The organism is Shewanella carassii (assembly GCF_002777975.1).
In the GTDB taxonomy this organism is placed as follows: Bacteria; Pseudomonadota; Gammaproteobacteria; order Enterobacterales; family Shewanellaceae; genus Shewanella; species Shewanella carassii.
The window spans coordinates 125,406-152,399 of record NZ_NGVS01000005.1; the positions used below are offsets into that span (position 1 = coordinate 125,406).

Genomic DNA, 26,994 nt, shown 5'->3' on the forward strand with positions numbered 1-26,994 from the left:
ACTCTTTCCTTTAATATGTTCACCGACACATTGTTTCACGCTCAAGCGGCCCCTGACCAGAGGTGCAGAATAACCGTTGAGCTTAGTTGGTGGATTCCTTACAGAAAAACCATAAAAAATAAATAGATAATCCCAAGCAATCAGAGAAATGCCAATCAGCTCTCATATTGGGATCTTAGTGTGTCCAAGGCTTGAATATGAATACCGGCTCCAATAATATTGCAAAATAATAATAATCATTCTCAATCAAGTTTTATTAATCACAAAGGATACTCCTCATGCGTATCAATCAGTTAATCCTATTGGCTGCCCTGTTTACTCCTCTCGCCCACAGCGCTACCGACAAATTCGGCGAGCCCGTTGACATGAATTTGTTCATGCCTATCTCTACCCTGATGGCGGCCCCCGATGATTACATTGGTCAGGAACTGACAGTGGAAGGCACCATCGTCTCTGTATGCAGCAAACGCGGCTGTTGGATGGAATTGGCGACAGACGACAGCTTCGACCGCCTTAAGGTAAAAGTACGTGATGGTGAAATGGTCTTTCCCGTCAGTGCCAGAGGCTTGAAAGCCTATGCCACCGGCGAGTTCAAAGCCATTAAGTTAAATATTGAGGAAACCCGCGCCTTTTTGGGGCACCAGGCTGAGCAACATAACAAGCCCTTCGATCCCGAGTCAGTGACTCAAGGGTTAACCTTCTATCAGTTGCAACCATATGGGGTCGAAATCCGTGATGCTGAATAACAAAGTACGTAAATGGATCCGCTTATTACACAGAGACATAGGTTATCTGTGCATAGGCATGACTCTGGTATATGCCATCTCGGGAATTGCCGTCAATCACATCAATGACTGGAACCCCAACTATAAGATTACCCAGAGCGAGAGCCGCGTTGCCGGGCTGACACCGTCACTGGGCGATAGCGATATTCAAGCATTGTTGAGTCAACACTTTTCATTGCAGGATAGTATCCGCAGCGGTTATCGCGCCAGCGCCACCGAGTACCAACTATTTCTCAAAGATGGCAGTCAGTTGAGCGCCAACCTGAGTTCTGGCGCAGTTTCGGCTGAGATGGTGAACACTCGCCCTATTTTGCAGGCTCTCAACTACCTGCACCTTAATCATGCTCGCGACGCTTGGACCTGGATTGCCGATATCTATGCCGCCATGCTACTGTTTTTGGCGCTCTCGGCACTGGTGATGTTACGCAGCAGTAACTTGATGAAGAGCCGTAAGACCTGGCTGACCATCTCTGGAGTACTGCTTCCGCTGCTGTTTATTATGTTGCGCTGACTTATTGTTTAGCGGTGACACCGAATCAGAAAGAACCCGGCCATGGCCGGGTTCTTCTATTGCAATAACCGTGAACTATTACCAAGCTTAGAAGCTGTACTCCATGCCCAACCAATAGTTACGGCCCTCTTCAGGGAAACCTTCGGTGTAAGCGTAATCACGATCAAACAGGTTATTGACCGAGGCGTTGACACTCAGCCCCTGCCAGACACGGTAGTCGAAACGAACACCGGTGACGCCAAAACCACTGGCTACTTGAGTGCCTCTGGAACTACTGAGGCTATCACTGCGCGCTTCTTGGCTGACAACAATGTCCAGTGCATCAAACGGAGTCAACTTAACCCAGGCAAAGACTTGATGTTCCGGCAGGCCAGTGACATCGAGCTGCTCATCCTTCACATCGGCATGAATATAGCTGTAGCTCAGGCCAACACTGGCCCAATCGCTGATATCGCCATAGAGCCCTAAATCCAGCCCGCTATAGTCGACCCGACCGCTGTTGCGGTTTTGGATCAGGGTTGGGGTGATGTTATGGGTCAAAATGGCATCCGACACCCGGTTGTAATAAACGCTGCTGTCCAACTGCCAGTCGAGAGGCAATGAGGCCTTATAGCTCAACTCCAGGTTAGTTGCCCGCTCAGGCTCCAGATGTGGATTCACTATCGCCGTTTGGCCAAAAGCGGGTCTGAAGGTGGTGTAGCGTTCTTTCAAGGTTGGAAAGCGACTACGCTGAGACAGAGACAACTGCAGTGTATCCAGATTATCCAGTTCATAACGGCCCATCACCTGCCAGTTGAAAGCATTCTGTGAGTTATCCTCATAGCGAGTCAGACTGCCGTCCTTCTCATATTTGTAGCCTTCCAGACTCTTGCGGGAGTCATAGCTGATGCCCCCAACCAGATCCAGATTGTCTCTCAGCGCCCATTGATACTCCACCGCCGCCGACAAAGTTCGGTCTTTGTACTTATCAAACTCACCATCTGGCTTCCCTTGCTCCTTGTGCAAATCTTCCTTCCAGTGAGTGGCAAACGACAGCATATCTTCCTTGCGCATATCTATGCTGAGCTGCAAACCTGCGCCATTGCTGGCATCGTCATAATGACTGTAAGGCCCTTTCCTTTGCTGCAGGTTTTTCAAACTCTTGTAGATCCGCAATGTGTTTTCAAATTCATCGCGATAGAGACGACTGTGTAACACCACTCCCGGAGTGAGCTGACTGTAACCACTGTAATAAAAACTCTGCTTATCATATTGCGGCCATTGCCAATACATGGGACGAACGTACGCTTCAGTGCCGGCATAAGGCGGGCTATTCTTCTCCCCTTCCTGGCGGATATAGGTAAAGATGTACTCATCAGTTTCATTGGGTGTCAGGCCAAATTTGGCGGTACCACGACGGTCACTGTATGCCGAGTTGGCGCGTTTGCCATCACTACCGGCAATTGGATTGCCATTATCGTGAGACAGGCCGACAAAGTCTTTATTCAGCTTGTTACCACTCAATTGGATAAAGCCCCAATCATTGCTGCCGGCCAGGCTAGCATCCAGGCTATAACCGTTGTCTTCGCCTCGAGCCCAACCCTGAGAAGCACTGACTTGCCCTTCGAACTCCTTGTCCGGTCTACGGGTTGTCAGGTTGATGGCACCGCCCATCATGTTCGGCCCCTGCAGCAAAGAGGCATATCCCTTGGAGACTTCCACCGAGGCCAGATCCGATGCCAGAAACCGCCCTAAGTCCAGATTGCCATCATAGGGGATATAAATCGGAACCCCATCGAAAAACAACGGTACCTGCTTACTGTTAAAACCCCGAACCTTAACCTGTAACTCGTTACGGCGACCGGATTTTTGCAGACTGACTCCGGGAATAATATTCAGCGCCTCGGCCACGTTCTGCTTATTCAACATCTTGATGGTGTCTTGATTGACGCTGTGTTGATTGGCGGCAATTGGGCTCCCCCAAACGCTGATCCTCTCGATTTTGGTGTCGGTTTTCTTCTCGGGCTCGGCACCACTGCCATTGGCAAATGCCAATGGCGAAACCAACATCAGCGGCAAAATAGGGTAATAACTCTTTCGTTTCATACTACAGACCTTCAACATAACAGCGATATATAAACACCTATATATCGATACTTAAAAAATACCCGGATCCCTTGAGCAATCCGGGTATAAAAAACTCGACAATCGCCTCAGGCTAGAGCCACAGCGTCCCAATAAACCATGGCCCAACTGCGATCACCGGTTCGCAGCGGTTTACCCTGTTGCTTATGATGCTGATAATACTCCTGCAACTTTTGTTTTTCGGCGTCATCCAGAGCTCCCAGCGACCAGGCGACATTGTCTTCAAACTGGGCGTAACTCTCGGCTTGGTTCATACAACCACTGGACTCAATAAAGTCCACCTTGGGCTTAATGCCCATCTGCTGCAAAATATTCACTGCATACAGATAGTTAGGTAGGGTCACCACTTTACGGCCTATGGCTTGAATAATGGCGGGATCGATAAAGGTTGAGCTAACAGTATGAGTGGTATAAACCCGCTTGCGAGCCTGGCGATTGAGCTTTTCCAGGGCACTCTTGAGGCAGCCTACCAGAGTCGAGCGCGACGCCACTGCGATATCACACACAGGAATGTCGCTCCAATCATCTTCCCAGGCTCTTTGAATGAGAGTGACATTACTCAAGCCTTCCGCATCGGCGCGGCGCTTGGCCACTTCCAACATGCCACTGCTGTAATCCAGGCCATAGACGGCCTGCATCTTGTCGGCCAATCCCAGGCACACAGAGCCAGGGCCGCAGCCCATATCCAAAAGAGTGTCGCAATCACTCAAGTCCATCAGCTTGAAAAAGCCCTCCAGATAACTGTCCTTGGGTCTGGCGCAGCTCTCGGCCATCTTTTCCGCCCGTTTGTCCCAATGTTCGGCACTCTTGTGGCTGCGCTCGGCCCTTTGCAGGTGCTCGCGGTACATGGCGGCAAAGTCCAGCTCTTCTATTATCATGAATTCACCTTGCTTAAGATTTAACGCTCCCGCCGACCCCTTATAGGTGCTCGGCAATAGCAGATTCACTGACGCCATAGAGCTGCGCCAGTCCTGATACCTGTAACTGACCAGCCACCGCACCTTGCCTCAGGCCGTGACCGGGTTCCACCAGCGCCACGCTATCGGCCAACAGTTCGGCATGACGTGGATGGTGAGTCGACATCAATACTGCGATCCCCTGCTGTTTGAGTCGTTTTACCTGGGCCAACAACTTGATTTGATTGCCGAAATCCAGGCTGGCGGCCGGTTCATCCATTACCAGCAGTCTCGGCGATTGCAGTAAGGCTCTGGCAATCAGTACCAACTGGCGCTCGCCGCCGCTTATCTGATCCATGGCGCAATCGGCCAGGTGGGCAATATCCAACTGCTTCAAGGCCGCCAACGCCCGCTTCTGCTCATTGGCGCCGGGCACGGCAAACGGCCCCAGTCGCGACTGGCAGCCCATGAGCACCATTTCCAACACCCGAAAGGAAAAACGGCTCAACTGCGCCTGCGGCACATAGGCCATCTGCTGCGCCAGCTCACGTTGTGACCATTGATGAATTTCCCTGCCGGCTATCTTTATCTCACCGGCCAGCGGCGGTAGCAAGCCAAGTAGCGTTTTCAATAAGCTGGTCTTGCCGCTGCCATTACAGCCGAGCAAACAAACTATTTCCGCCTCGGCCAGGTAAAGCTGCACATTGGACAGCAAAGGTTTACCGGCATAACCCACTGAGACGCCTTGCATGCAGGCAATCATTGGCCCCGGCCTCCGCCTCTTAACAGTAAAAACATAAAGAAAGGCGCTCCGATACAAGCGGTTAAAATCCCTAGCGGCAACTCGATCGGCGCCAGTGTGCGCGCCAACGTATCGGTCAGCAGCAACATAAAGGCGCCCAGTAGCATGGACATGGGCAACAAGCGTCTGAAGTCAGCGCCCACCAGCAGGCGAGCCATATGCGGCACCACCAGCCCAAGCCAACCTATAATCCCGGCGATGGAAACCGCCGCTGCGGTCAGCAAGGTCGCCGCCAGAATAAATATCAGCCGGGTTTTCGCTATGTTGAGCCCGAGACTGCTGGCCTCATCGTCGGCCAGGCTTAACAGATTCATACGCCAGCGCAGCAGCAGTAACGGCGCCAGCCCCAGTGCCATAGGAAGCAGGCTAGACTTGAGATCTTCCAGAGTGATATCCGACAGACCGCCCATCAGCCAAAAAGTAATGGACGGCAACTGACTATAGGGATCGGCCAACAACTTCATCAACGAAATACCGGCGCCGCACAAGGCGCCGATGGCAATTCCCACCAGAACCAAAGCCAACACAGGATCGCCCTGGCGGCTTAGCCGCGCCAACAAACAGACCAGAGCCACCACCAGCAAACCACCGAGAAAGGCAAACAGCTGGATGTTGTAAACCGGCAAATCTAGGTAGATGCCCAATACCGCGCCAAGACCGGCCCCGGCGGAAACGCCCAGAATATCAGGCGACACCAAAGGATTACGGAACATCCCCTGATAGGCGGCACCGCTGGCGGCCAAACCGGCTCCTATCATGAGTGCCGCCAAAATTCTGGGCAGTCGTAAATGCCAGAAGACACTGACGCTCTTGCTGTCCAGGGCGGCCACATCGCCACCGATGGCATGCCAAAGCGCCTGCCCCTGCTGCGCCAGACTGAGAGGATACTGGCCACTGGCTGCGGCAAAACAGAGAATGCTGAGACAGATCCCGGCTGCCAACGGGTATTTGATTCTGTCGTTCATTCGGGGCGCAGCAGATTGGCCGCCTGCTCTCCACTCAGCTCACTGTGGTAAAAATCGCGGTAGAAATCCTTAACCAGTGCCTGCTGTGCGCGCTCATCAGCGCCGGACAACAGCAGCCTAAGGTAACTCATGCCCAATAGACGGTTGATCCCCGGCGGGGTGTCAATCCAACCAAATGGTCGATTCGGCAACCAATAGATCCGCTGGTTACGTACCGCCGCCAACGTGCCCCAGACCGGGTCTCGGTGTATATGACGGATAAACTCCGGATCCTGGCTGATGATGATCTCGGGCTCCCAGGCCATTAGCTGCTCCAGAGAGACTTTGGCCAGGCCGCGATAGTCACCGGCCTGGGCCACGTTCTTAAGCCCAAGCTGTTCTATGGCTTCGGTATGAATGGAGCCAGTGACCCCAGTTTCAAGCCCATTTGCCCCTCGGCCGAAGTAAAAAGACCGCGCCTCGCCCAGACTAAGGCCGAACTCTCTGGCATCACTGAGGATTTCAGCCGTGCGTTTGGCCAAAAAGTCAGCCCGCTCGTGGACCCCAAGGATCTGTCCCAGCTTTTTCAACTGCAGCGGAATATCGGCCAGTGAGCCATCGAGCAACAAAAATGGCACACCACTGACACGCTCAACCTTTTGCGCCATCGACTGGTAGTTTTGACTGACATTGCCATAATCCACCACCAGATCTGCATCCAGAGTCATCAGCTTTTCCAGTGAAAGGCTGGCATTGCGCCCCACCAAGCGTCCAAGCCTGGGCTTTTGCCACAGGTTTGAAGCAAAGCCGTACTGTTGCAGCAAATCCGGCTTGAGGTGAGCGTAACCGAGTAACTTTTCCGGACTCAAGGCCAGCAACAACAGATCTGCCGGCCCACCGGCACTGACGACCCGCTTGATATCTCTAGCCTGCGGCAATGACTCTTGTGCGGTGGGACTCAACACTGAAGCATGGACCAACCAGGGATAACAGGCCAGTAGCCCCAATCCCATACTGCCCTTGATGAAACATCTTCTATCCAATGTTCAAGTCCCCACCGCAACCGTTATATACAAAAATATATAGCGGTGCAATTTACCTTTCTCAACCAAACTTGGCAATGGATAGAGTTCACAATTAGAAGATTTGTAACTGGCTTACCTTCCAAGGGGATAATTGGATTTATCCAAACTATCATTAAGTTACTGCTTAGCTTTGATACCAAGACAAAAATTCAACCAATAAATTTAGCCGGACTCTCACGACTGTTCTAAATTTTAAGCAATCAAGTATCTGCACCACACCACATTAAAATGGATTTGGTAGCTGTTTATTCCCGGCTACCCGACAGGGAGTCAAGTCATGCGCTTTACCACCAAAATAAAACTCATCAGTCTGCTTATCGTGCTGGTTCCTTTAGTATTGGCAACGGCTCTGGTCACTTGGCTTGCGGAAAAAGAACTCTATAATCAGGCCGAAGACAGGCTGCTGGCGGTCAGAGAGATCAAAGAGCGCCAGCTCGATGCCATGTTTGCCAACTTCGGCAACAATCTGGATGCGATCGCCGCCGTGCTCCAAAACAGTGATTCACTCAACAGTCTCAGCCAATCCCGCACCATGCTAGAAGCCCTCAATAAAGAGTTGGGCTTTTACGATATTTTCATCATCGAAGACTCAGGTCTGGTAAAAGATACCGCGACCCATGAAGCCGACTGGGGCAGTAACCTGCAAACCGGGCCTTATGCAGACTCAGGCCTCGGCCGCCTGTTTAGAAACGCTCTCAACGGCAACGGCGCCACTGTGATGGCCGACTTTAGCCCTTATGCTCCTTCGGGGAATGAAGCGGCCGCTTTTATTGGCAAGCGCATTGAATACCAAGGCCGCCCCTTGGTGGTTGCCGCCCAGCTCTCCATCGACAGGATCAATGCCGTAATGCAAATCCGGGAAGGCATGGGCCAAAGCGGTGAAACTTATCTGGTGGGCGCCGACAAGCGTATGCGCTCCGACTCCTTTCTCGACCCGGTCAATCGCACGGTCAAAGCCTCATTTGCCGGTACAGTCAAGCAAAATGGCATAGATACCCAAGCGGTGGAACAAGCGCTCAAGGGCCAAAGCGGTGTCATGCAGCTCAATGATTACAAAGGCAATCCTGTGGTTTCATCCTATGCTCCCATAGATGCCTTAGGGGTTCGTTGGGCGCTCTTGGCTGAAATCGATGCCGCCGAAGTATCCGCACCGGCAATGCATATGATTTTTATTGGGATCATGGTATGCCTCAGCGCCATAGTACTGGCGCTGCTGGCAGCCAAACTGGTCAGTCACTTTGTGCTGCATCCATTGGGAGGTGAACCTGCGGACATGTGTCAGCTCACCTCAGTCATCGCCTCCGGCGATCTCACCAGCACGCTGCAAGTCGCACAGAGCGACAACCATCTGATGAGCTGGTTGGCCAGAATGCAAAACAAGCTCAAGGAGATCATCGCCCAGCTCATAGGTATGGGACAGGAGCTGGAGTCGGCAGCGGAGCAAAACTCTGCCGCCATCACCCAGGCCGATTGCAGCATCCAGCTTCAGGCCAAGGAAACCGACATGCTGGCAACCGCAGTGGAAGAGATGAGCTATGCCGCCGCCGAAGTGGGTCAGAATACGGCTCGCGCGGCCGATGAAGTCAACGCCTGTCAGGTTGCCAGCGGAACCTTGAAGCAAAATTTGGATCATACCCGTGCCAGTTTGGAGGTCACCCTCAACAATTTTGCCGAGATCCATAAAGAGGTTAACTCGCTGGAGCAGGACAGCCAAAAAATCGGTACTGTGCTGGAAGTGATAGACAGCATTGCCGAGCAGACCAATCTGCTGGCACTCAACGCTGCCATTGAGGCCGCCCGCGCCGGCGAGCATGGTCGCGGTTTTGCCGTGGTGGCCGATGAGGTACGTCAGTTGGCAGTCAAGGTGCAGGAAGCCACTCAGGATATAGGCCATGTACTACAAGGGATCCAGCGCCAATCCGGTTCTTTGGTCAGCCACAGTCAAACCTGTAGCGATGAGGCTGCCGCTACCGCAGAGAAGGCCGAGGGCATGCGCGAAGCGGTCGAAGATATTAGCCGTCGGTTGCAAACGCTTAATGCACTGATGAGCCAAACGGCTACGGCGGCAGAGGAACAAACGACGGTATCGGCCACCCTGGCCAAGGGAATTTCCGGTCTCAGCGCTGCGGCCGAGGAAAACAGCACCGCCATCAGCCAAGTGGCCATCAGCACCCGTAGCTTGTTGGGGCTGGCGAATCAACTTGGGGTCACCACGGCGCAGTTCAAGGTCTGAGGCAATTCAATCTGCAGTATCGAGCAAGCCCTAGGCCCTGCTCGATACTGTGAAATAGCCGCTATCCCGCTAGCTAAGGAAAGTGCTAAAAGAAAGTGCGAAAAAGCCCCTTCTCTAAACCTGCCAATCTATTTCGGCTTGCTGCCACTGTTTCAGCTGCTGGTTGATGGCCGAGAAATGGCCACAGCCAAAGAAACCGCGATAGGCGGAAAGAGGCGAAGGATGCGGACCACTTAAGATCTTATGTTGTGGCGCCTTGATAAGTTTACCTTTCTTAATGGCATGGCTGCCCCAAAGCACAAAAATAATCGGTTCTTCACGCTGATCGAGCAGCTGCAGTGCCCTGTCGGTGAAGGTTTCCCAGCCCGCCTTGGCATGGGAGTGCGCCTTACCCTGCTCCACCGTCAGCACAGTGTTGAGCATCAAGACCCCTTGCTTGGCCCAGCTCACAAGATGACCATGATCCGGGATTGAGAATCCGGGGATGTCTGTCGCCAATTCCTTGTACATGTTGACCAACGAAGGCGGTGTCTTCACTCCGGGCTTGACCGAGAAACACAGGCCATGGGCTTGCCCTGGGCCATGGTAAGGATCCTGACCGATAAGCACCACTCTCACCTTGTCCAGCGGTGTCAGTTCAAAGGCACTGAACACCTCGTCCTCAGGAGGAAAGACGGCCTTGCCGGCGGCGCGCTCTGCGGCAACAAACTCACTGAGTTGCTGAAAATAAGGGGCCTGTTGTTCGGCGGCAATAAATGCCTGCCAGTCAGTGGGAAGCGCCATGGTGATAATCCTCTGCGTAAAAGAGGCCATAGCTTAAGAGTGCCGACTGCGGGATACAAGCGCCGAGTATCGGCTCTGTGGCCTATATTCGAAGGAACTGGAGTCGGTTTTGCAAGCCAAGCTATTGAGGAGTAAGCCAAGATAACCCACGAACACTGACCTGGGTGACAGCAGCAACGGCCTGGGGTTGGCCGACTTTTTGCCAAAATGGTGGAATATTTGCCAGCAAAGGCGGGGACTCAGATCTCAATCGTTCATTTTTTTCCTTGGCACGGCGACTTTTTAGGTTAGAATCGGCCCTCAATCTTTGGCTTAGCAAGAGCGAATATAATATGTCCGATGCCAACAACCAAACCACCATATTTCAGTTAGCAGATCAGTTTATCGCCCTGGCCAATGAGCTGACCCAACAAGAAGGCGACGTCGGCAAGGTCGGCACCGCCCTGAGATTTGCTGCCGCCCGCTTCAACGCCTTTGAAGCCGCTATCAAGTCTGCCGATCTGGGCGCCGAAAAAGCCAATGCCCTAGAGTGGTTTACCGCCGAATATCGCGACATGTTGGATGACAACCTGGAAGATCACATTGCCAACCCCCCAGTGGTCAACGGCGAAGAAGCGGCCGAGCCGACCGATAATGCCGTACAACAATTCAAGCTCTAAGCTCCTTTGATAACAAGCCGCGGGGCATTTGCCCCGCGCTATCTGGCACTTTCATTTCCGGCTTGGCTTTAAGACCGAGCAATTTGTTACTTCTCTTTCAGTCCTGGCGGTTTACAAAGCCGTAGCCAATTTGACGACCTCACTATCACTCGAGTCAAAAGTCGTTTTCTATCACTCACGAGTGGCTGTTACCAATCCCAGGAAAAAGTACAAGCAAGCACCTTAGACAGCTGAAAAATATCTTGGCAGCGCTCAATCCTTGAAAGCTCAGCCGGCAAACTTCTCTGCCATTGACAAGCTCAATCCAAGCGGTCCATTTAAACCACGGCGCCTAGCTCCTGATTGGGTTCAGAGGAGACAGTACTATGTTCGTATTGCGTTTCAAGGTCAAAACAGGGAATAGATCACCCGTCCGGCCAACAGGATAAGCACTAGGCCGCTAAGGCGGTCAATCAACTGCGCCTTTTCTCTCAGCTTGGGTAACACCTTGGGTTGAGACAAGAGGAAGGCTATCAGAGTGTACCAGAGACCATCCACCAGCATAGGCGTCAAGACTATGATGCCTCGCCCCAGCAGACTGTCCGCAGCGGCAACAAACTGGCTGAACAAGGCTAGGAAAAACAACAAAATTTTCGGATTAAGCAATGAGATGGCAATGCCGTCCCGGGCCGCTGTCAGCATGCCCGTCGGCTTGCCGGCACTGAGTTTTTGCTGCATTCCGCCCTTGGATTGCAACGCTTGAATCCCAAGCCAGGCGAGATAAAGTGCCCCCAATATGGCGATGCCGTTAAACAGCAGAGGGGTGTGTTTCAACACCACAGCCAATCCCAAAAGGGTGATAAAAGCATAAACGCCTATCCCCAAAGAATGCGCCCAGGCACAGGCGATACCGCGGCTGCGACCGCCCCCCAAGGTGTGACGCACCACCATGGCCAGGCTAGGTCCGGGTGACATGGCCCCCAAACACGAGATAGCCACCAGTCCCAACCAGTCACTCCAATTCATTGTTTTCCCTCGATGAAACCCACACCATTTTGCCCTGTTTTGTGACCCACAAAAGACAAGTACCATCCGCAACAGGTTGGTCAATATACTCTATGAAGCCAAGGCTTTCGAGCCGCCAATTTTCAATTAGTTTTAAGGCTTGCTGACTATACTGGGCGCCCTTATAGCTCCCTAACCCCATTGAGGCCCGGATGATACTTACTCTCAGCATGCTGGCTCTGCTCAGCCTAATAGCAGTGATTGTGCTGCTGTTAATCAAAAAACGTCGCGGCGCCAAGATCCCCATGGCGGTGATCCTGGTGCTGGGGGGAATGGCTTTTTGTGTCGCCGCCGTGGTCAGTTTTGTATATCGCGGCGAAGACTATGAGGCTTACCGGGAATTGCATTGGCAAACCTTAGACAGCCAGGCAATCCCGGCTCTGGTGGCCGAAGGCAAAACAGTCGTCATCGATGTGAGTGCCGATTGGTGCCTGATTTGTCAGGCCAACAAGGCCAATGTGCTCCATCGGGAGCAGATAGTCAGGGCGCTGGCCGAGCCGAATATTGTATTGATGCGCGGCGACCTCAGTGAGCCCAACCCGGCGGTATCCAACTATCTCAGCTCCCAGGGCGTTGCCGGAGTGCCTTATAACCGCATCCATGGCCCGGCCGTACCCGAGGGAATCGTGATGCCCAGCGTCCTGACGGTCAACGATCTGCTCAAGGTGCTGACTCATGTTCAAGCCAATCCTTAAGGCACGATATATCGTGCCTTCATACTGACAAGCCCGGTAAGCGGTTCTATACTGGCGCGGTCCTCAGTGCCGAAGGAGCCGCTCTTGTCTGACTCAAACAGCTTTTTACCCGAAAACCGCCTCTTGCTCAATGCCGTCAGTGAAGGCATTTATGGTTTTGATCTTAAAGGTAATGCCGTCTTTATCAACCCGGCTGCCGAGAAGATGACCGGCTGGAGCACCGCCGAACTCCTGGGGCGCAAGATCCATGACTTTCACCACCACAGCCATGCCGATGGCAGCGCCTATCCCCACGAAGATTGCCCCATCTATCAGACACTCAAAGACGGCAAAGCCAGAGAAATCACCACGGAAGTCTTCTGGCGCAAGGACGGCAGCTGCTTTCCCGTACACTATAGTTCCACGCCTGTGTGGCAGGACGGTAAGCTCAAGGGCGTAGTAGCGATATTTCGTGACATCAGTCTGCAAAAGCAGACTGAGTTGTCGCTGCGTCAGGCGCTGGAACAGGTACAGGCACTGTCGGAACAGCTGGCCTCAGAAAACTCCTGGCTGCAGGCCGAGCTGGAAGACAAGACGGGCACCCAGGAGATTGCCGGTAACAGCCCGATGATCCAAACTCTGCTCAAACAGCTGCGCCTGGTGGCCAATACCGACAGTACCGTGTTGATCCAGGGGGAAAATGGCACCGGCAAAGAGCTGGTCGCCCGCCAGTTGCACCGACTCAGCAGCCGCAAAGACAAGCCGATGATCTCGGTCAACTGCGCCGCCTTCTCTGCCGGACTCTTGGAAAGCGAACTATTCGGCCATGAGAAAGGCGCCTTTACCGGTGCCAGTCAGCGGCGCAAGGGGCGCTTCGAACTGGCCCATAGAGGCACCCTGTTCCTCGACGAAGTGGCCGAGCTCAGTCTGGAGGCGCAATCCAAGCTGCTACGGGTCATTCAGGAGCAGGAGTTTGAACGCGTCGGCGGCAGCGAGAGTATCAAGGTGGATATTCGACTGATTGCCGCCACTCACCACGATCTGCAGCAGCGGGTGGAACAAGGTCTGTTCCGGATGGATCTCTTCTACCGACTCAATGTCTTTCCGCTCAAGGTCCCGGCACTGAGACAGCGGCGGGAAGATATCCCTGAGCTGGTGCAACAGCTGCTCAAGAGTCTGTCATTGAAACTGGGTAAAACGCTGGCGGGCGTTGATGGCGATAGTCTGCGGCGGATGATGCAATATCAATGGCCGGGAAATGTGCGTGAATTGCAAAACCTGCTGGAGCGGGAAGCCATCCTTGCCCGCGAGCCGATACTGCATCTCGCCCCCTTGCCCAGCGATACGCCGCTGCCGGCCGTGGGTCAGACCCTGGCCGAAGTGGAAGCGGCCCATATCAAGGCGACACTGGACGCCTGTCACTGGCGAATATCCGGCCCAAGGGGCGCGGCCAGCAGTCTGGGGCTGCCTCCCAGCACCCTGAGATCGCGGATGCAAAAGCTGGGGATCCGCCGCTAGGGCAGTTAAAGCCATCACAGGGGATTCAAGGCGTAAAAAAGTCACGACATATCGCCAAATCACGCTATGTCGTGAGTTGATTTCCATGCACCCAAACAAACATTAGATATAAATCAACAAGTTAATCCTGCATTTGAACTGGCACACCTCTTGCCATTAGTTAAGCGTGTGTCAGTCACAATTCAGGAAGTAGCATGGTTCAACAGGCAAGACAGTCATCGGAAGCGATTCCGGTCACTTTTATCCCCTCCCCCCAAGACAAGAAGAGCAGCCACCAAGGCGGTAAAATCCACTTTCGTAGCCAACGCGGTTATTTTCAGCGCTGGCGCAGTGGCCTCAACGCCCTGTTGATAGCCCTGTTTCTGTTACTGCCCTTTATCGACTGGCAGGGGCGGCAAGCGATCTGGTTCGATCTGGCCAATCAACAGTTTTACTTTTTTGGTGCTAGCCTCTGGCCCCAGGATTTTACCCTGTTGGCCTGGTTCTTTATCGCTGCCGCCTTTGCCCTGTTTTTTGTAACCCTGTTTTGGGGCCGGGTCTGGTGTGGTTATCTCTGCCCACAAACCGCCTGGACGTTCGGCTTCGCCTGGGTAGAAGAGAAGCTGGAAGGCAGCCGTAACCAGAGGATCAAGCTGGACGCTTCGCCCATGACTGTCAGTAAGGCTAGCAAACGCGGCGGCAAACATCTGCTGTGGATATTGATTTCACTGCTCACCGGCTGTGGCTTTATCGCCTACTTTGTACCGGCCAAGCAGCTGTATCCGGAGATTTTTACTTTCTCCGCCGGTTTTTGGGATAGCGCCTGGGTGTACTTTTTTGCCCTGTGTACCTATCTCAATGCCGGTTGGATGCGCGAACAGATGTGCCTGCATTGCTGCCCCTACTCAAGATTCCAATCGGCCATGTTCGATTCCTTCACCAAGACAGTGACCTATGATGCCCAGCGTGGTGAAAGCCGCGGCCCAAGAAAGCGCAAACAAGCCACAGAACTTGGCGACTGTGTCGACTGTAATCTCTGCGTCGAGGTGTGCCCAACCGGGATAGATATTCGTAACGGCCTGCAATATGAGTGCATCAACTGTGGCGCCTGCGTCGATGCCTGCGATCAGACCATGAGCAAGTTTGGTTATCGCCCCGGGCTCATCTCCTATAGCAGTGAAGAATCACTGACCGGGCAAACTCCACCACTGTGGCAACGCAAACGCTTTATCGGCTATGGCGCCGCCTTGTTGGCGATACTCTGCACCATGGGGCTGGATATCTACTCGCGAGATCCCATCACGCTCAATGTGATCCGCGACCGCCAAAGCCTATACCGGGAAACCCTGGATGACGGCATAGAGAACAGCTATCTGCTGAAAATACGCAATAAGACCCAGCAAGATAAACTATACAAAATAGAGATCAGCGGGGCCCTGCCCTATCAGTTGTCGACCAATCGCGTTCATATCGCCGCCGGCGAGCAGTATGAATTGCCGCTGACCCTGACTGTGCCCGTGGCGCAAATTGACAACAGCCGCAGCAATCTGCTGTTTACAGTGCTTGAGGCCGATGCACTGGATAATAGCGTCAGCCAGAAGTCAGTATTTTTTGCCCCTTGAGTTGCCTCAGGGCGGCGAAGAGCTTCACCCGACTTCGCCGCCCGCTTTTTACCCGTTTGCGGCCTTGTTGCAGTCTGGCACTATTATCGCCCTGGCGAGCGGCTGTACGCATTCTCTGTCAAGCTGCCTATTTCTCACCCTTAACGCCCATTGATTAACCAATTATTTGTATAGGATTTTTCATTCGCCACCATTGCCTTGACCTCACTTTGCCTCTAACCTGATCCCAGATCATTGCTCAATGTAACGGTATTCAAACCGGCGCAAAAAGTTTCGGGGGAGACATAGGCCCAAGTTAATATCAGGCCAATAAGCTTTCAAAACCCAATAACAATAATAAATTCCAAAGGAAAAGGTGATGACAAGAGTGATACAGAATCAGGTATACGATACCCAGACTCAATTGGATTTTTCCCGCTATGAGTCACTTGCGGATATGATTGTCAGCAGCTGTGAGCGTTACGGCGACAAGAACGCCTTTGCCTGCCTCGGTAAGGCCATCAGCTTTCGTGAACTGGAACGAGACTCTCGTGCCTTCGCCGCTTTCCTGCAGCACAACACCCAACTGCAAGTCGGCGATCGCATCGCCATCCAGCTGCCCAATATCAACCAATTTGTCATTGCCGCCTATGGCGCAATTCGCGCAGGCCTGGTACTGGTAAATACCAACCCCTTGTATACTGAGCGAGAATTGATCCATCAATTCAAGGACTCAGGCGCCAAGGCGCTGGTGGTACTGTCGGATCTCCTGCCAATTTTGGCCAAGGTCGTTGCCAGCACCCCGATTGAAACTGTGATTTCCACCCATCCACTGGATCTGATCGAGCCACAAATTCAACCGAAAACCGGTTTGAAAAACCTCGAATTTACCAAGGTTCTTGAACAGGGACGAGAGCTGGAATTCACCGAAGTAAAGCTGAAGCTGGACGATCTGGTGGCGCTGCAATACACGGGCGGTACCACAGGCCTTTCCAAGGGAGCCATGCTCAGCCACAGAAACCTGATCGCCAACGCCCTGCAATGTGAATCCCGCATCGGCGCCAACCTGGTTCAGGGGGAAGAGATCTTCGTCGCCCCGCTGCCCATCTATCATATTTACGCCTTTTTGGTGAATCTGGTGCTCTACTTCGAGCGCGGCGCCCTGACAGTACTGATCCCCAACCCGAGGGATATCGCCTCACTGATCAAGACCTTGGCCAAGTATCCCTTTACCGGCTTCGCCGGGCTCAACACCTTGTTTGTTGGCCTATGCCACCAGCAAGCCTTCCGTGAGCTGGACTTCTCCCATCTGAAGATCACTATTTCCGGCGGTACCGCCCTTACCGAAGCCGCGGCCAAAATCTGGCAACAAACCACTGGCTGCACCATATCTGAAGGTTATGGTCTGAGTGAAACCTCGCCGGTTATCTCCCTCAACGCCCCTGGGCTAGAGCGTCTTGGCAGCATAGGCAAGCCGGTTATCGAAACTCAGGTGCAAATTCTCGATGGCAATGACCAGCCGCTGCCGCCTGGGCAAGCCGGTGAACTGGCGGTGCGCGGCCCTCAGGTGATGAGTGGCTACTGGCAAAAGCCCGATGAAACTGCGGCCGTAATGACAGAAGATGGCTTCTTCAAGACAGGAGATATCGCCATCGAGAGCGAAGATGGTTACCACAGCATAGTGGATCGCAAGAAAGATATGATTATCGTCTCCGGCTTCAATGTTTACCCCAACGAAGTCGAAAACGTGCTGGCTCGTTGCGACTTGGTACTCGAATGCGCGGTTATCGGTATTGAAGATGAACGCAGCGGCGAAGTCGTCAAGGCGGTAATAGTGCTCAAACCGGAGGTCGATGCCGCCAATGCTCAAGCAGCTATAGAGGCACACTGCCGGGCAGAGCTCGCGGCCTACAAGGTGCCCAAGGTGGTAGAGTTTGTCGCCCAGTTGCCCAAGAGTACGGTCGGCAAAATACTCAGGCGCGAACTGCGCAAATAAACCAAAATAAAAATGCCGCTGTTAAGCGGCATTTTTATTATAAGAACTCTTTTACTTTCAGCGTTCTACTATTGACGGAAGAAGTCCAGCAGATGGCTGAGGGCACAGATGGCGTGCACTATCAGAAAACCGATAAAACCATGGGCCAAGTGTGAATGCCAGCCTCGCCAGAACAGCGCATCACTGGAGCCTTGGGTCAAATACCAAAGCATGCCGGTCAAAGCTACCCCTAGCAGCAGCAACATCCCCAGCCCTTCTATCAGGCTGAACAGCCCTTTGCCACCAGCAACCGGTAACTTGCCTTTGAACAAGCCGCCAATATCGGCACCTATCTGACGCCAATCACCGATAAACAGGCTGAAATACTGGCGCCAGCGGCCCGAGGTGCAGTTGCTCACGAGAAATGTCAGCGATAAAGGTACGCATAGGAGCCCGAGATAAACATGGCTCAGATCCCAGAAGCCGGCGCCGGCCCTGATGGTGCGGATCATCATTAAGCTACCGCTGCCCAGCACCAAAAACAGGCACAAGAGAATTAACAACAAGTGTTGATGGGCACTATAGATGCGCCACAGGCGTTGCAACAGAGCCATTTTCAGCCTCGCTTAACCCGCCCTAGATAATAAAGTCTGCGCCGCCAATTGCTCGGCAAACTCCTGCACCTTGTCCCAATTCGTGTATTCGATACAGGTATTGGGATCGGTCGGTCCCTTGGTGATCCACATGATGAAACGTATGATGTTTCTGTCCATGGCCCCATAGCCCTGATAGTTCAAGTTGCCACCAAATACGGCTAACTGCTTGGGCTTCCATTCAGTTTTGGCCAGGAATGCCTGCATATAGGGATTGGTTTCCGGGGTATTTTTTTCCGGCTTGCGCGCCACCAGACTCACGGAAAAGAAGCCATTGGCCTTGCTTTCCAGTTGCTGCTGATGTTGGCGTATGTAGTCAAACACCGCGGGATTGTGCTTACCGTGACGAATACTGGCTCCGATGGCCACCCGATCAAAATCGGCCAGATCCGGTGCTTCATCTATCGCCGCCATGGTCACTTGCTGTCCCAATGCACCAAGTTGTTTTGCCATAACGTCACAGATCTTGCGGGTCTGACCATGCACACTGGAATACAGCAGAAGAGTCTTGCTCACCTTGTCCCCTAAATTATTCACTCTTTTAGTATTGATGCATCTTAGGTGATCCATTAGTTTATTTACATGAAACAGATCACGAGCATAGGGCAAAACGCTATCCAAGTCGCGGAAATACCGGGTAGTTCACAAAAAATAACCTATTCGGGAACCATTGAGTAACGCACAGGTCTTTAATTTATTTTGTAAGCCTTTTGTGGCTGTATCGCACTGCTACAGCGGCTTTACAGCTAAAAGTTATTTTTCAACAAAGTTTGCCAATCCCCAAAAAACTTCATCATTGATGTTACCGACTTGTTTACCCAAGATTGGAATCGCGACCGACAAGCACACTGATGGCAGTTGACTTTATTGCCCTCAAAAAACATTTAGCTGACACTCTCGGTATTGCTCAACGACTCAGGCTCAGCCCACCGCAGTCATCCAACGGCAGGAAGGCGGCTGAATAACTGGACAACTAGCTGAAAATTATGCATAAAGAAGCACAGTTTTCGCTAAAAGATAATCAAGATGGCAGAGGAAAAGCTCCCTAAAGAGTTTGAAGAACCCGGTCAGGCGTCGGCCCGCAAGAAGGCGCTGCGCCTCGGGCGCCTGCTGGGACTCGCCTCTGAGCAGGACTATAAACCTGCCAATGCCAGCATCGCCGAGCGGGCTGCCTTTCGCATCGACAGACAACAAGTCCAGTACCAACGCAACCTGGAAAACATCTACGCCATGGCACTGAGCTATACCCCGTCCGATGTGACCGGGGTGGAGCTGGATCCCGACTGGGTACATCAATTCTTCCAAATGGCCGAGCAGATCCACAATCGCAAGATGCAGGATCTATGGGCTCGGATCCTCTCAAGTGAAATCATCAATCCAGGCAATTTCAGCCTGCGTACCCTAGCAACCCTGAAACAGCTGACCTTGAGAGAGGCACACATACTGGAAAAAGCGCTGGGGATGGCGGTCAAGGTCAACAATGAGAGCCGACTCAAGCTTATCAGTGGTTACAGAGTCAGCGGCGGCATAGGCCAGTATTTTCGTAAACACAGCGCGGTCAACCTGGGGTTGTCGCAATTCGGCATGCCCTACTCAAGCATACTCACCCTGGTGGATGGCGGCATACTGCACAGGGGCGAGTTCGAGACCGGCATATTGGACAGCAAGAGCCCGCTGCAACTGCAGATCCAACAGCAACACCTGAAGCTGACCCCAAAATCAGGCCACCTGCTGTTCAGCTACTACCGCTTTACCCCAGTGGGTGATGAGCTGGCACTCTTGGTGCGTCCAAGGGAAGACGAAGCCTATATCAAGGCGCTGAAGGCCTTGTTTACCAAAGACTTCAGTATTAGCTAGGCATCTACTAAGCCTCAGGCGCTGGCCTGTAATCGCGTCGACGGGATCACTTCCAAGGCAGAGAGGTAATCCAGCAATGCCTGCACCTGGGTATTGAGATCGCCCTTGCTGGTATCTATGGTTAACTCGGCAGCCAGCGGCTCTTCGTAGGGCGCCGAAATCCCGGTAAAGTCACGGATCTCCCCCTTACGCGCCTTCTGATACAAGCCCTTGGGATCGCGGGCCTCACACACAGCCAGCGGCGTGGAAACATGCACTTCGATAAAACGTCCCGCGGCAAACCGGCCACGAATGGCATCACGCTCGGCCCGGGTCGGCGAGATAAAGGCCGACAGTACCAGCAAACCGGCATCCACCATCAGGTGCGCCACTTCGCCCACTCTTCGCAGGTTTTCATCCCTATCGGCGGCGCTGAAGCCGAGATCTTTGCAAAGACCATGACGCACATTGTCGCCATCGAGCAGATAGGTATGAAACCCCGCCTCGAACAGTGCCCGCTCCAGGGCGCCTGCCAGGGTCGACTTGCCGGCGCCGGACAGCCCGGTGAACCAAAGCAGCACAGGTTGTTGGCCCTTCTGGGCTGCCCTGGCCGCCTGATCGACAGCATGCTGATGCCAAACGATATCGGCATTGGGCTGGGTAGAATTCTTCATCGTCACTCCTTAAAGACCCGCATCAAAGGGGAACAGCATGGGCACCAGAAACAAAACTATCGCCGAGTAAAGCAGCGACAGCGGCAGCCCCAAGCGCACAAAATCAATAAAGCGGTAATTACCGGCGTTGAACACCATCAGATTGGTTTGGTAGCCATAGGGCGAAATAAAGCTGGCGCTGGCACCAAAAACCACTGCCAGAATAAAAGGCCGACTGTCGACCCCGAAGCTGGTCGCAATCGCATAGGCCACGGGAAAAGCCAAGGCCGCCGCCGCGTTGTTGGTAATGAGTTCGGTCAACAGCAAGGTCAGCAAATAAACCCCGACAAAGGCACCAAAGACCCCAAAGCCGGAAAAAGCGCCGAGCAGAGTATCAGCCATCCCTTTGGCCAAGCCGGTATCCAACATCAGCTTAGCCAGACTCAGGGCACTGCCGACAATCAACACCAGCTCCAGCGGGAACCGCCGTTTGAGCTCGCCCAAGGTCACAGCACCTATCGCCAGATAACTGAGCAGCAAGAGCACCAGCCCCTTGGCCAGCGGCAGCCAGCCCAGCAGACTGGCAGCTATGGTGAGCACAAAGCCCGCCAGCACCCACTGACTGCGGCGACTGTCCAGCCTGACACTCAGGTCCAGGCCGCTGACGGCGGCAAAGTCGGTACTGAGACGCGGATTACGGCCAAAGCCATCGCCCGGGGTCAACAGCAACACATCTCCGGCCTGCAGCACTATGTCGCCCAAGCCGCCCTTGAGTGGATGATGGCCGCGGCGAATCGCCATTACGGCGGCATCAAACTGCTCCCGAAATCGCGAGGCCTTGAGTGAAGAGCCCACCAAAGCCGAAGACGGCGCCAGCACGGCTTCCACCAGATTCTGGCCCCTGGCCTGCTGCTTGCCGAACCACTCCAAACCATCGAATTGATGCAGCAACTCAACCGACTCCACCGCGCCGCTGAAGCGCAGCACATCCCCCGCGGCCAGCACGAGTTGCGGCGGCACAGGGCAGATGCGAATGCCGCTGCGCTCCAGCTCCGCCAGATAGAGCTTTTTCAGGGCCCTGAGTCTGTTGTCCTGCACGCTGCGGCCCACCAGGGTCGAGCCGGGCAGCACTTTGGCTTCCAACAGATAAGGCAGACTTTCATCGCCGTGTTGCTCATCGCCATCGGGCAACAGGTGTGACAGTAATACCAAAAGCGCAATACCGGCCACCACCACGGCCAGGCCAATCAAGGAAAACTCAAAAAAGCCCAGGGGTTTCAGCCCGGCGTTTTCAACAAAGGAGTTCACTATCAGGTTGGTCGAGGTGCCAATCAGGGTCAGGGTGCCGCCCAAAATCGCCGCGTAGGATAAGGGCAGCAATAACTTGGCCGGTGCGTGCTGCTGATTGCGACGCACCACGCCAATCAGCGAGGCCACCACGGCGGTATTGTTGGTAAAAGACGACAGCAACGCAGTGGAAAACCCCAGCTTGGCCATGGTCAGCCCCAAGGAGCCTGAGCCTATGACCTGGCTGAGCCTACCGAGCAAGGGCGTCTTCTCCAGTGCCGTGGTTGCCAGCACCAGGAGCACCAGAGTCACCAGACTGGCGTTGGTAAAACTGCCCAGCAGCGACTCCAGTTCCAGCATACCCAAGAGGTAACTGAGCAGCGCCGCTATGGTAAACAGCATGGCCGGTGATGCCAGACCACTGACGAGTCCGGCCACCAGCGCGAGCAGTATTAACCCCAGGATCCAGGTTTCAAACAATTCAGTCTCCCTGAGCGCGGATATCCAGCGCCTGCCAATGGGGGAAATGCTTGCGGATCAGGGCATTGAGTTCCAATTCAAACTCACTGAAATGGGTCGTTTTTTCAGTTTTCCCAAGCGCCTGCTGCACCATACCGGCACCGACAGTGACATTGCTGATGCGATCGATAAAGATAAAACCGCCGGTGTCGCGATTGTCATTATAGGCATCGAACACCACGGCCTCGCTCAGCTCAAGTTCAACCAGGGCTATGGTGTTGAGGCTCAGCTCGGCAACACTGTCCTGTGCCAGGGTATTCACATCTATGCTGTGCAGTATGCGGCTGACACTGGCGGGCACCTTTTTGGTTCCCAGCTTGATGTTGTATTGCTTGCCGGGTGTCAGCGGCTGCTCGTGCATCCACACCACCTTGGCCTGCAGCCGGTTGGAAACGCCCACAGGGCTGGCCGCCGGCACTATCACATCGCCGCGGCTGATATCAATCTCATCACTCAGGGTCAGGGTCAGTGCCTGGCCGGCATAGCCCTGCTTGAGCTCACCATCGAAGGTGACAATCGAGGCGATAGTCGACTCTTTCCCCGAAGGCAGCACCTTGACCCTCTGACCAACTTGCAGACTGCCGGAAGCCAAAGTACCGGCAAAACCGCGGAAATCCAGGTTGGGACGGCTGACATACTGCACCGGGAAGCGGGCATCGAAGGCGTGGTTAAAGCCGGTCACAGGCGCACTCTCCAGCATGGCAAGCAGGGTTTCGCCCTGATACCAAGGGGTGCGCGCAGAGCGGTTCACCAGGTTGTCGCCATCGAGGGCCGACAGTGGTACAAAGCGGATATCTTCCAGCTGCAACTGGCCGGCAAACGCCAGATAGTCGGCCTTGATCGCCTCGAAACGCTCTTCACTGAAATCCAGCAGATCCATCTTGTTGACGGCCACGATGAACTGTTTGATCCCCAGGAGAGAGCAGATAAAGCTGTGTCTGCGGGTCTGGGTCTGCACCCCGTAGCGACCGTCGATCAGGATAATCGCCAGATCGCAGTTGGAAGCGCCGGTCGCCATATTACGGGTGTACTGCTCATGCCCGGGAGTGTCGGCAATGATGAATTTGCGCTTCTCGGTAGAGAAGTAACGATAGGCCACATCTATGGTGATCCCCTGCTCGCGCTCGGCCTGCAGGCCATCCACCAGCAAGGCCAGATCCACGGCTTCGCCCGTGGTGCCATGGCTCTTGGAATCCTTGTGCAATGCCGCCAGTTGATCTTCATAGATCTGGGCGCTGTCGTGCAGCAAACGGCCTATCAGTGTTGACTTGCCGTCATCCACGGAACCACAGGTCAGAAACTTCAAAAGCGATTTATGCTGCTGATTTTCAAGATATTGCTCTATATCCAGCTCATTGACTTGTTGTGCAACCGACATTAGAAATACCCCTCACGCTTTTTCTTTTCCATCGACCCGGACGAATCCCTGTCGATGACCCGTCCCTGACGCTCACTGGAGCGGGACAGCAACATCTCTTCGATAATCTCTGCCAGTGTCGCGGCACTGGACTCTATGGCGCCGGTCAGGGGATAACACCCCAGAGTGCGAAAACGCACCCGGCGATACTCGGGCACTTCGCCTTCATTGAGCGGCATCCGCTCGTCATCGACCATGATCAGGCTGCCATCGCGCTCCACCACCGGGCGCTGCTCGGCAAAATAGAGCGGCACTATGTCGATGTTTTCCTGATAGATGTATTGCCAAATATCCAACTCGGTCCAGTTGGAAAGCGGGAAGACCCTGATGCTCTCCCCCTTGTTGACTTGGCCGTTATAGGTGTGCCACAGCTCGGGGCGCTGATTTTTGGGATCCCAGCGGTGATGGCGATCGCGAAAGGAATAGACACGCTCCTTGGCGCGGGACTTCTCCTCGTCGCGGCGGGCGCCGCCAAAAGCGGCATCGAAACCGTATTTATCCAGGGCCTGTTTCAGGCCTTCGGTCTTCATCACGTCTGTGTGCTTGGCCGAGCCGAAGGTAAAGGGATTCATGCCCATCGCCAGGCCTTGCGGGTTCTTGTGCACCAGAAGCTCGAAGCCGTACTGCTTGGCCGCCTGATCACGAAAGCGTATCATCTCGCGAAACTTCCAGTCGGTATCCACATGCAGCAAGGGGAAAGGGATCTTGCCCGGATAAAAAGCCTTGCGCGCCAGATGCAACAGCACGGAAGAATCCTTGCCGATGGAATACAACATCACCGGGTTGTCAAATTCGGCGGCAACTTCGCGAAAGATCTGGATGCTCTCGGCTTCCAACTGTTCAAGGTGACTCAACACTGGCCCTGACATCTTATTTCTCCAATTGATTCAAAGTGCTGTAACAGCATCATGTTGTAGTTGCAGGCCATTGTTCGCCGCCTCGGGTTCAAACCAGCTGAGGCTGTCCGCCAGAGCGACGACTTCGCCTATGATCATCAGCGCCGGCATCACTACCCGCGAGTCCTGAGCCAGGGTTTGCAACTGCTCCAGAGTGCCGATAACACGCCGCTGTTGTCTGGTCGTGGCCTTGGATACTATGGCCACCGACGTCTGCGGGCTGCGACCATGGGCAATCAGTTGTTGCTGAATGAGCCCGGCATTGAGGATCCCCATGTACACCACCAGGGTGTTGGCCGGGTTGGCGTAGCCTTGCCAATCCATGGGGCGGTTTTGCAGCTGGCAATGACCGGTAATAAAGCTGACCCCCTGGGCAAAATCTCTGTGGGTCAAGGGAATCCCCGCATAGGCGGCGGTACCGCTGGCGGCCGTTATGCCCGGCACCACTTCAAAGGCGACGCCGGCCTGCGCCAGAGTCTGCAACTCCTCGCCGCCGCGACCGAAGATAAAGGGATCGCCCCCCTTGAGTCTGACCACGGTTTGGCGGGTAAAAGCCTTGGTCAGCAACAAACGATTGATTTCACTCTGGGAAGCACTGTGCTCACCGGCCCGTTTGCCCACGGCAATGCGCTCGGCACCTTCGGGGATCAGCGCCAGGATCTCGGGACTGACCAAGGCATCGAACAGCACCACATCGGCGCGCTTAAGCAGGTGCCACGCCTTGACGGTCAATAGTTCTGGATCGCCGGGACCGGCTCCAAGCAGATAAACTTTGCCCTTGGCCCGCTTACCGGGCAGTGTCAGTAATTCCATGCGCTATTCCCCATCTTGCTGATGTAAGCAATATAGCGGCTACACATATTCCACTATAAATAGAGAATCATTAGTTGTTATTACTTTTAGCTATATATGAGGGAATCGCGATAACAGGAAAGATATCTGGGACGGACAAATCTGTTAATAAAAAACATTGCCTTTTATTTTCAATGAATTACAAAACAAAAGCAGAAGTGAATTACTGAAATTTCCTATTGTCTACTGCCGCTTTTGGCACTAACTTATGGCAAAAAATTATAGTTTTATCTCGGTGACAACGGCTTGAAATGGGAATGTGCACAGTAAAGCCGGGATGGTACACTCTCAGGCCGAAGCAATAGCCGGGCATTCCATCAAGCCTCAGAGACAACAGGGAAGAATATGTATACCAAAATCCGCTCCAGCCTCAGCTGCCTGATCTTGGGTCTGGCGATACTGCCGACCGGCCAACTCTCCGCCGCCGAAGACAATGCCCCTTCGCTAGTCGACCAGAGGGTAAAAGAGGAACTGGAAACCTCAGAGCGACCCTTTGTGATCACTCCGCACAAGGTCAACTACATACTGCCGGTCACCTATAATCCCTCGCCCAACATGGCCCCTTTTGAATCGAAAACGACTTCAGAAAATGAAACTTTGGATAAATATGAAGCCAAATTCCAAATAAGCTTCAAATTCCCGCTGATGTACAACGTGTTTGGCGACAATGGTCATCTGTTTTTCGCCTATACCAACCAATCCTGGTGGCAGGTGTACAACAAAGATATCTCCTCACCGTTTCGGGAAACCAACCACGAGCCCGAACTCTTTATGCTGTTCAACAACGACTGGAAAATAGGCGGTTTCACCAACTCCTTCTGGGGCTTTGGCGCGGTGCATCAGTCCAATGGCAAGTCGGGCGATCTGTCCCGCAGTTGGAACCGTATTTATGGCACCATGGTGTTCGACAAAGGGCCGATGGCAGTATCAGCCAAGGTGTGGTGGCGGATCCCGGAAAGTGAAAAAGAGTATGAAGGCGATCCCCGCGGCGACGATAACCCGGATATCAGCGATTACCTCGGCCACTTCGAGCTGACCGGAGTCTACGGCATAGACGACCACAGATTCAGCCTGATGTTGCGTAACAATCTGCAGAGTCCCAACCGCGGCGCGGTGGAGTTTACCTGGAGCTACCCCATACTCGGCAACCTGCGCCTGTATGCCCAGTATTTCAATGGCTATGGTGAAAGCCTTATCGACTATAACGCCCATAACCAACGTATAGGCATAGGGGTTGCCATCAACGATATTCTTTGAGCCGCCAAAGG

Annotated in this window: 24 protein-coding genes; 10 read left to right on the plus strand and 14 right to left on the minus strand. The window is 53.7% G+C overall.

Features of this window, described 5'->3' with window-relative positions:
- Positions 1-278 precede the first annotated feature (278 nt).
- Both CBE72_RS02835 and CBE72_RS02840 read left to right on the plus strand, forming a co-directional pair.
- Complete coding sequence (locus CBE72_RS02835; protein WP_100142221.1) at positions 279-746, plus strand: DUF4920 domain-containing protein; 468 nt, start codon at positions 279-281, stop codon at positions 744-746.
- Entirely contained in the window at positions 736-1,296 is a 561-nt protein-coding gene (locus CBE72_RS02840) for a PepSY-associated TM helix domain-containing protein (RefSeq protein WP_157929026.1), read from the plus strand. Before CBE72_RS02835 ends, CBE72_RS02840 begins: the two co-directional genes overlap by 11 nt.
- An 87-nt stretch (positions 1,297-1,383) precedes the next feature.
- Here CBE72_RS02840 and CBE72_RS02845 read toward each other — a convergent pair whose 3' ends face one another.
- From CBE72_RS02845 to CBE72_RS02865, 5 genes are all read right to left on the minus strand, one after another.
- Positions 1,384-3,381, minus strand: coding sequence for a TonB-dependent receptor plug domain-containing protein (locus CBE72_RS02845; RefSeq protein ID WP_206191785.1), 1,998 nt, complete (start codon positions 3,379-3,381; stop codon positions 1,384-1,386).
- A gap of 107 nt (positions 3,382-3,488) precedes the next feature.
- Positions 3,489-4,298 carry a class I SAM-dependent methyltransferase gene (locus tag CBE72_RS02850; protein WP_100142224.1) on the minus strand — a complete coding sequence of 270 codons (810 nt, stop codon included), beginning with the start codon at positions 4,296-4,298 and terminating at the stop codon, positions 3,489-3,491.
- Between the two features lie 40 nt (positions 4,299-4,338).
- Positions 4,339-5,079, minus strand: a complete 741-nt coding sequence (locus CBE72_RS02855) for an ABC transporter ATP-binding protein (protein ID WP_100142225.1) — start codon at positions 5,077-5,079, stop codon at positions 4,339-4,341.
- Complete coding sequence (locus tag CBE72_RS02860; protein WP_100142226.1) at positions 5,076-6,083, minus strand: FecCD family ABC transporter permease; 1,008 nt, start codon at positions 6,081-6,083, stop codon at positions 5,076-5,078. The genes CBE72_RS02855 and CBE72_RS02860 overlap by 4 nt, the downstream gene beginning before the upstream one ends.
- A complete protein-coding gene (locus CBE72_RS02865) occupies positions 6,080-7,105 on the minus strand; it encodes an ABC transporter substrate-binding protein (protein WP_157929027.1) in 1,026 nt (341 codons plus the stop codon). Before CBE72_RS02865 ends, CBE72_RS02860 begins: the two co-directional genes overlap by 4 nt.
- 319 nt (positions 7,106-7,424) lie before the next feature.
- On the opposite strand from CBE72_RS02865, the gene CBE72_RS02870 reads away from it, so the two are divergent.
- Positions 7,425-9,380: a methyl-accepting chemotaxis protein gene (locus CBE72_RS02870; protein ID WP_100142228.1), complete on the plus strand. Its 1,956-nt coding sequence runs from the start codon at positions 7,425-7,427 to the stop codon at positions 9,378-9,380.
- Between the two features lie 114 nt (positions 9,381-9,494).
- Here the strand turns inward: CBE72_RS02870 and ung are convergent, their stop codons facing one another.
- Positions 9,495-10,163 carry a uracil-DNA glycosylase gene (gene ung / locus CBE72_RS02875; RefSeq protein WP_100142229.1) on the minus strand — a complete coding sequence of 223 codons (669 nt, stop codon included), beginning with the start codon at positions 10,161-10,163 and terminating at the stop codon, positions 9,495-9,497.
- A 332-nt stretch (positions 10,164-10,495) separates the two neighbouring features.
- Here ung and CBE72_RS02880 point away from each other — a divergent pair, with 332 nt between their 5' ends.
- Positions 10,496-10,822, plus strand: coding sequence for a DUF3144 domain-containing protein (locus CBE72_RS02880; RefSeq protein ID WP_100142230.1), 327 nt, complete (start codon positions 10,496-10,498; stop codon positions 10,820-10,822).
- A 387-nt stretch (positions 10,823-11,209) separates the two neighbouring features.
- Here CBE72_RS02880 and CBE72_RS02885 read toward each other — a convergent pair whose 3' ends face one another.
- The gene (locus CBE72_RS02885) at positions 11,210-11,827 is read right to left on the minus strand and encodes a LysE family translocator (RefSeq protein ID WP_100142231.1); all 618 of its coding nucleotides are present in this window, start codon (positions 11,825-11,827) and stop codon (positions 11,210-11,212) included.
- Between the two features lie 191 nt (positions 11,828-12,018).
- On the opposite strand from CBE72_RS02885, the gene CBE72_RS02895 reads away from it, so the two are divergent.
- The 4 genes from CBE72_RS02895 (at position 12,019) to CBE72_RS02910 (ending at position 17,634) form a co-directional block, all read left to right on the plus strand.
- Positions 12,019-12,561, plus strand: coding sequence for a thioredoxin family protein (locus CBE72_RS02895; RefSeq protein WP_100142233.1), 543 nt, complete (start codon positions 12,019-12,021; stop codon positions 12,559-12,561).
- A gap of 84 nt (positions 12,562-12,645) precedes the next feature.
- Entirely contained in the window at positions 12,646-14,058 is a 1,413-nt protein-coding gene (locus tag CBE72_RS02900; RefSeq protein ID WP_229672009.1) for a sigma-54 interaction domain-containing protein, read from the plus strand.
- 194 nt (positions 14,059-14,252) lie between these two features.
- Positions 14,253-15,659 (plus strand): cytochrome c oxidase accessory protein CcoG, encoded by a 1,407-nt coding sequence (gene ccoG, locus CBE72_RS02905; RefSeq protein ID WP_100142235.1) that lies wholly within the window; start codon positions 14,253-14,255, stop codon positions 15,657-15,659.
- Between the two features lie 358 nt (positions 15,660-16,017).
- The gene (locus tag CBE72_RS02910; RefSeq protein WP_100142236.1) at positions 16,018-17,634 is read left to right on the plus strand and encodes an AMP-binding protein; all 1,617 of its coding nucleotides are present in this window, start codon (positions 16,018-16,020) and stop codon (positions 17,632-17,634) included.
- A 68-nt stretch (positions 17,635-17,702) separates the two neighbouring features.
- Here CBE72_RS02910 and CBE72_RS02915 read toward each other — a convergent pair whose 3' ends face one another.
- Both CBE72_RS02915 and hemG read right to left on the minus strand, forming a co-directional pair.
- A complete protein-coding gene (locus CBE72_RS02915; protein WP_167387631.1) occupies positions 17,703-18,227 on the minus strand; it encodes a cytochrome b/b6 domain-containing protein in 525 nt (174 codons plus the stop codon).
- Between the two features lie 12 nt (positions 18,228-18,239).
- Positions 18,240-18,782: a menaquinone-dependent protoporphyrinogen IX dehydrogenase gene (gene hemG / locus CBE72_RS02920; RefSeq protein ID WP_100142238.1), complete on the minus strand. Its 543-nt coding sequence runs from the start codon at positions 18,780-18,782 to the stop codon at positions 18,240-18,242.
- A 510-nt stretch (positions 18,783-19,292) separates the two neighbouring features.
- On the opposite strand from hemG, the gene CBE72_RS02925 reads away from it, so the two are divergent.
- Complete coding sequence (locus tag CBE72_RS02925; protein WP_100142239.1) at positions 19,293-20,123, plus strand: TIGR03899 family protein; 831 nt, start codon at positions 19,293-19,295, stop codon at positions 20,121-20,123.
- Between the two features lie 14 nt (positions 20,124-20,137).
- Here the strand turns inward: CBE72_RS02925 and cysC are convergent, their stop codons facing one another.
- Genes cysC through cobA form a run of 5 tightly spaced genes read right to left on the minus strand, consistent with a single transcriptional unit; the run spans position 20,138 to position 25,687 of the window.
- Complete coding sequence (cysC, locus tag CBE72_RS02930; protein ID WP_100142240.1) at positions 20,138-20,776, minus strand: adenylyl-sulfate kinase; 639 nt, start codon at positions 20,774-20,776, stop codon at positions 20,138-20,140.
- A 9-nt stretch (positions 20,777-20,785) separates the two neighbouring features.
- Positions 20,786-22,522 (minus strand): SLC13 family permease, encoded by a 1,737-nt coding sequence (locus CBE72_RS02935; protein WP_100142241.1) that lies wholly within the window; start codon positions 22,520-22,522, stop codon positions 20,786-20,788.
- Position 22,523: 1 nt separating this feature from the next.
- On the minus strand, positions 22,524-23,939 hold the full coding sequence (gene cysN / locus CBE72_RS02940) for a sulfate adenylyltransferase subunit CysN (RefSeq protein ID WP_100142242.1): 1,416 nt from the start codon (positions 23,937-23,939) through the stop codon (positions 22,524-22,526).
- Complete coding sequence (cysD, locus tag CBE72_RS02945; protein WP_071475794.1) at positions 23,939-24,847, minus strand: sulfate adenylyltransferase subunit CysD; 909 nt, start codon at positions 24,845-24,847, stop codon at positions 23,939-23,941. Before cysD ends, cysN begins: the two co-directional genes overlap by 1 nt.
- Before the next feature lie 18 nt (positions 24,848-24,865).
- Positions 24,866-25,687: a uroporphyrinogen-III C-methyltransferase gene (gene cobA / locus CBE72_RS02950; RefSeq protein WP_100142243.1), complete on the minus strand. Its 822-nt coding sequence runs from the start codon at positions 25,685-25,687 to the stop codon at positions 24,866-24,868.
- A 384-nt stretch (positions 25,688-26,071) separates the two neighbouring features.
- On the opposite strand from cobA, the gene CBE72_RS02955 reads away from it, so the two are divergent.
- Positions 26,072-26,983 (plus strand): phospholipase A, encoded by a 912-nt coding sequence (locus CBE72_RS02955; protein ID WP_100142244.1) that lies wholly within the window; start codon positions 26,072-26,074, stop codon positions 26,981-26,983.
- The last annotated feature ends 11 nt before the right edge of the window (positions 26,984-26,994 follow it).

Coding starts and splice junctions, on each gene's coding strand:
- CBE72_RS02835 (WP_100142221.1), top strand. CDS start 279: ATGCGTATCAATCAGTTAATCCTATTGGCTGCCCTGTTTACTCCTCTC.
- CBE72_RS02840 (WP_157929026.1), top strand. CDS start 736: ATGCTGAATAACAAAGTACGTAAATGGATCCGCTTATTACACAGAGAC.
- CBE72_RS02845 (WP_206191785.1), bottom strand. CDS start 3,381: ATGAAACGAAAGAGTTATTACCCTATTTTGCCGCTGATGTTGGTTTCG.
- CBE72_RS02850 (WP_100142224.1), bottom strand. CDS start 4,298: ATGATAATAGAAGAGCTGGACTTTGCCGCCATGTACCGCGAGCACCTG.
- CBE72_RS02855 (WP_100142225.1), bottom strand. CDS start 5,079: ATGATTGCCTGCATGCAAGGCGTCTCAGTGGGTTATGCCGGTAAACCT.
- CBE72_RS02860 (WP_100142226.1), bottom strand. CDS start 6,083: ATGAACGACAGAATCAAATACCCGTTGGCAGCCGGGATCTGTCTCAGC.
- CBE72_RS02870 (WP_100142228.1), top strand. CDS start 7,425: ATGCGCTTTACCACCAAAATAAAACTCATCAGTCTGCTTATCGTGCTG.
- ung (WP_100142229.1), bottom strand. CDS start 10,163: ATGGCGCTTCCCACTGACTGGCAGGCATTTATTGCCGCCGAACAACAG.
- CBE72_RS02880 (WP_100142230.1), top strand. CDS start 10,496: ATGTCCGATGCCAACAACCAAACCACCATATTTCAGTTAGCAGATCAG.
- CBE72_RS02885 (WP_100142231.1), bottom strand. CDS start 11,827: ATGAATTGGAGTGACTGGTTGGGACTGGTGGCTATCTCGTGTTTGGGG.
- CBE72_RS02895 (WP_100142233.1), top strand. CDS start 12,019: ATGATACTTACTCTCAGCATGCTGGCTCTGCTCAGCCTAATAGCAGTG.
- ccoG (WP_100142235.1), top strand. CDS start 14,253: ATGGTTCAACAGGCAAGACAGTCATCGGAAGCGATTCCGGTCACTTTT.
- CBE72_RS02910 (WP_100142236.1), top strand. CDS start 16,018: ATGACAAGAGTGATACAGAATCAGGTATACGATACCCAGACTCAATTG.
- CBE72_RS02915 (WP_167387631.1), bottom strand. CDS start 18,227: ATGGCTCTGTTGCAACGCCTGTGGCGCATCTATAGTGCCCATCAACAC.
- CBE72_RS02925 (WP_100142239.1), top strand. CDS start 19,293: ATGGCAGAGGAAAAGCTCCCTAAAGAGTTTGAAGAACCCGGTCAGGCG.
- cysC (WP_100142240.1), bottom strand. CDS start 20,776: ATGAAGAATTCTACCCAGCCCAATGCCGATATCGTTTGGCATCAGCAT.
- cysN (WP_100142242.1), bottom strand. CDS start 23,939: ATGTCGGTTGCACAACAAGTCAATGAGCTGGATATAGAGCAATATCTT.
- cysD (WP_071475794.1), bottom strand. CDS start 24,847: ATGTCAGGGCCAGTGTTGAGTCACCTTGAACAGTTGGAAGCCGAGAGC.
- cobA (WP_100142243.1), bottom strand. CDS start 25,687: ATGGAATTACTGACACTGCCCGGTAAGCGGGCCAAGGGCAAAGTTTAT.
- CBE72_RS02955 (WP_100142244.1), top strand. CDS start 26,072: ATGTATACCAAAATCCGCTCCAGCCTCAGCTGCCTGATCTTGGGTCTG.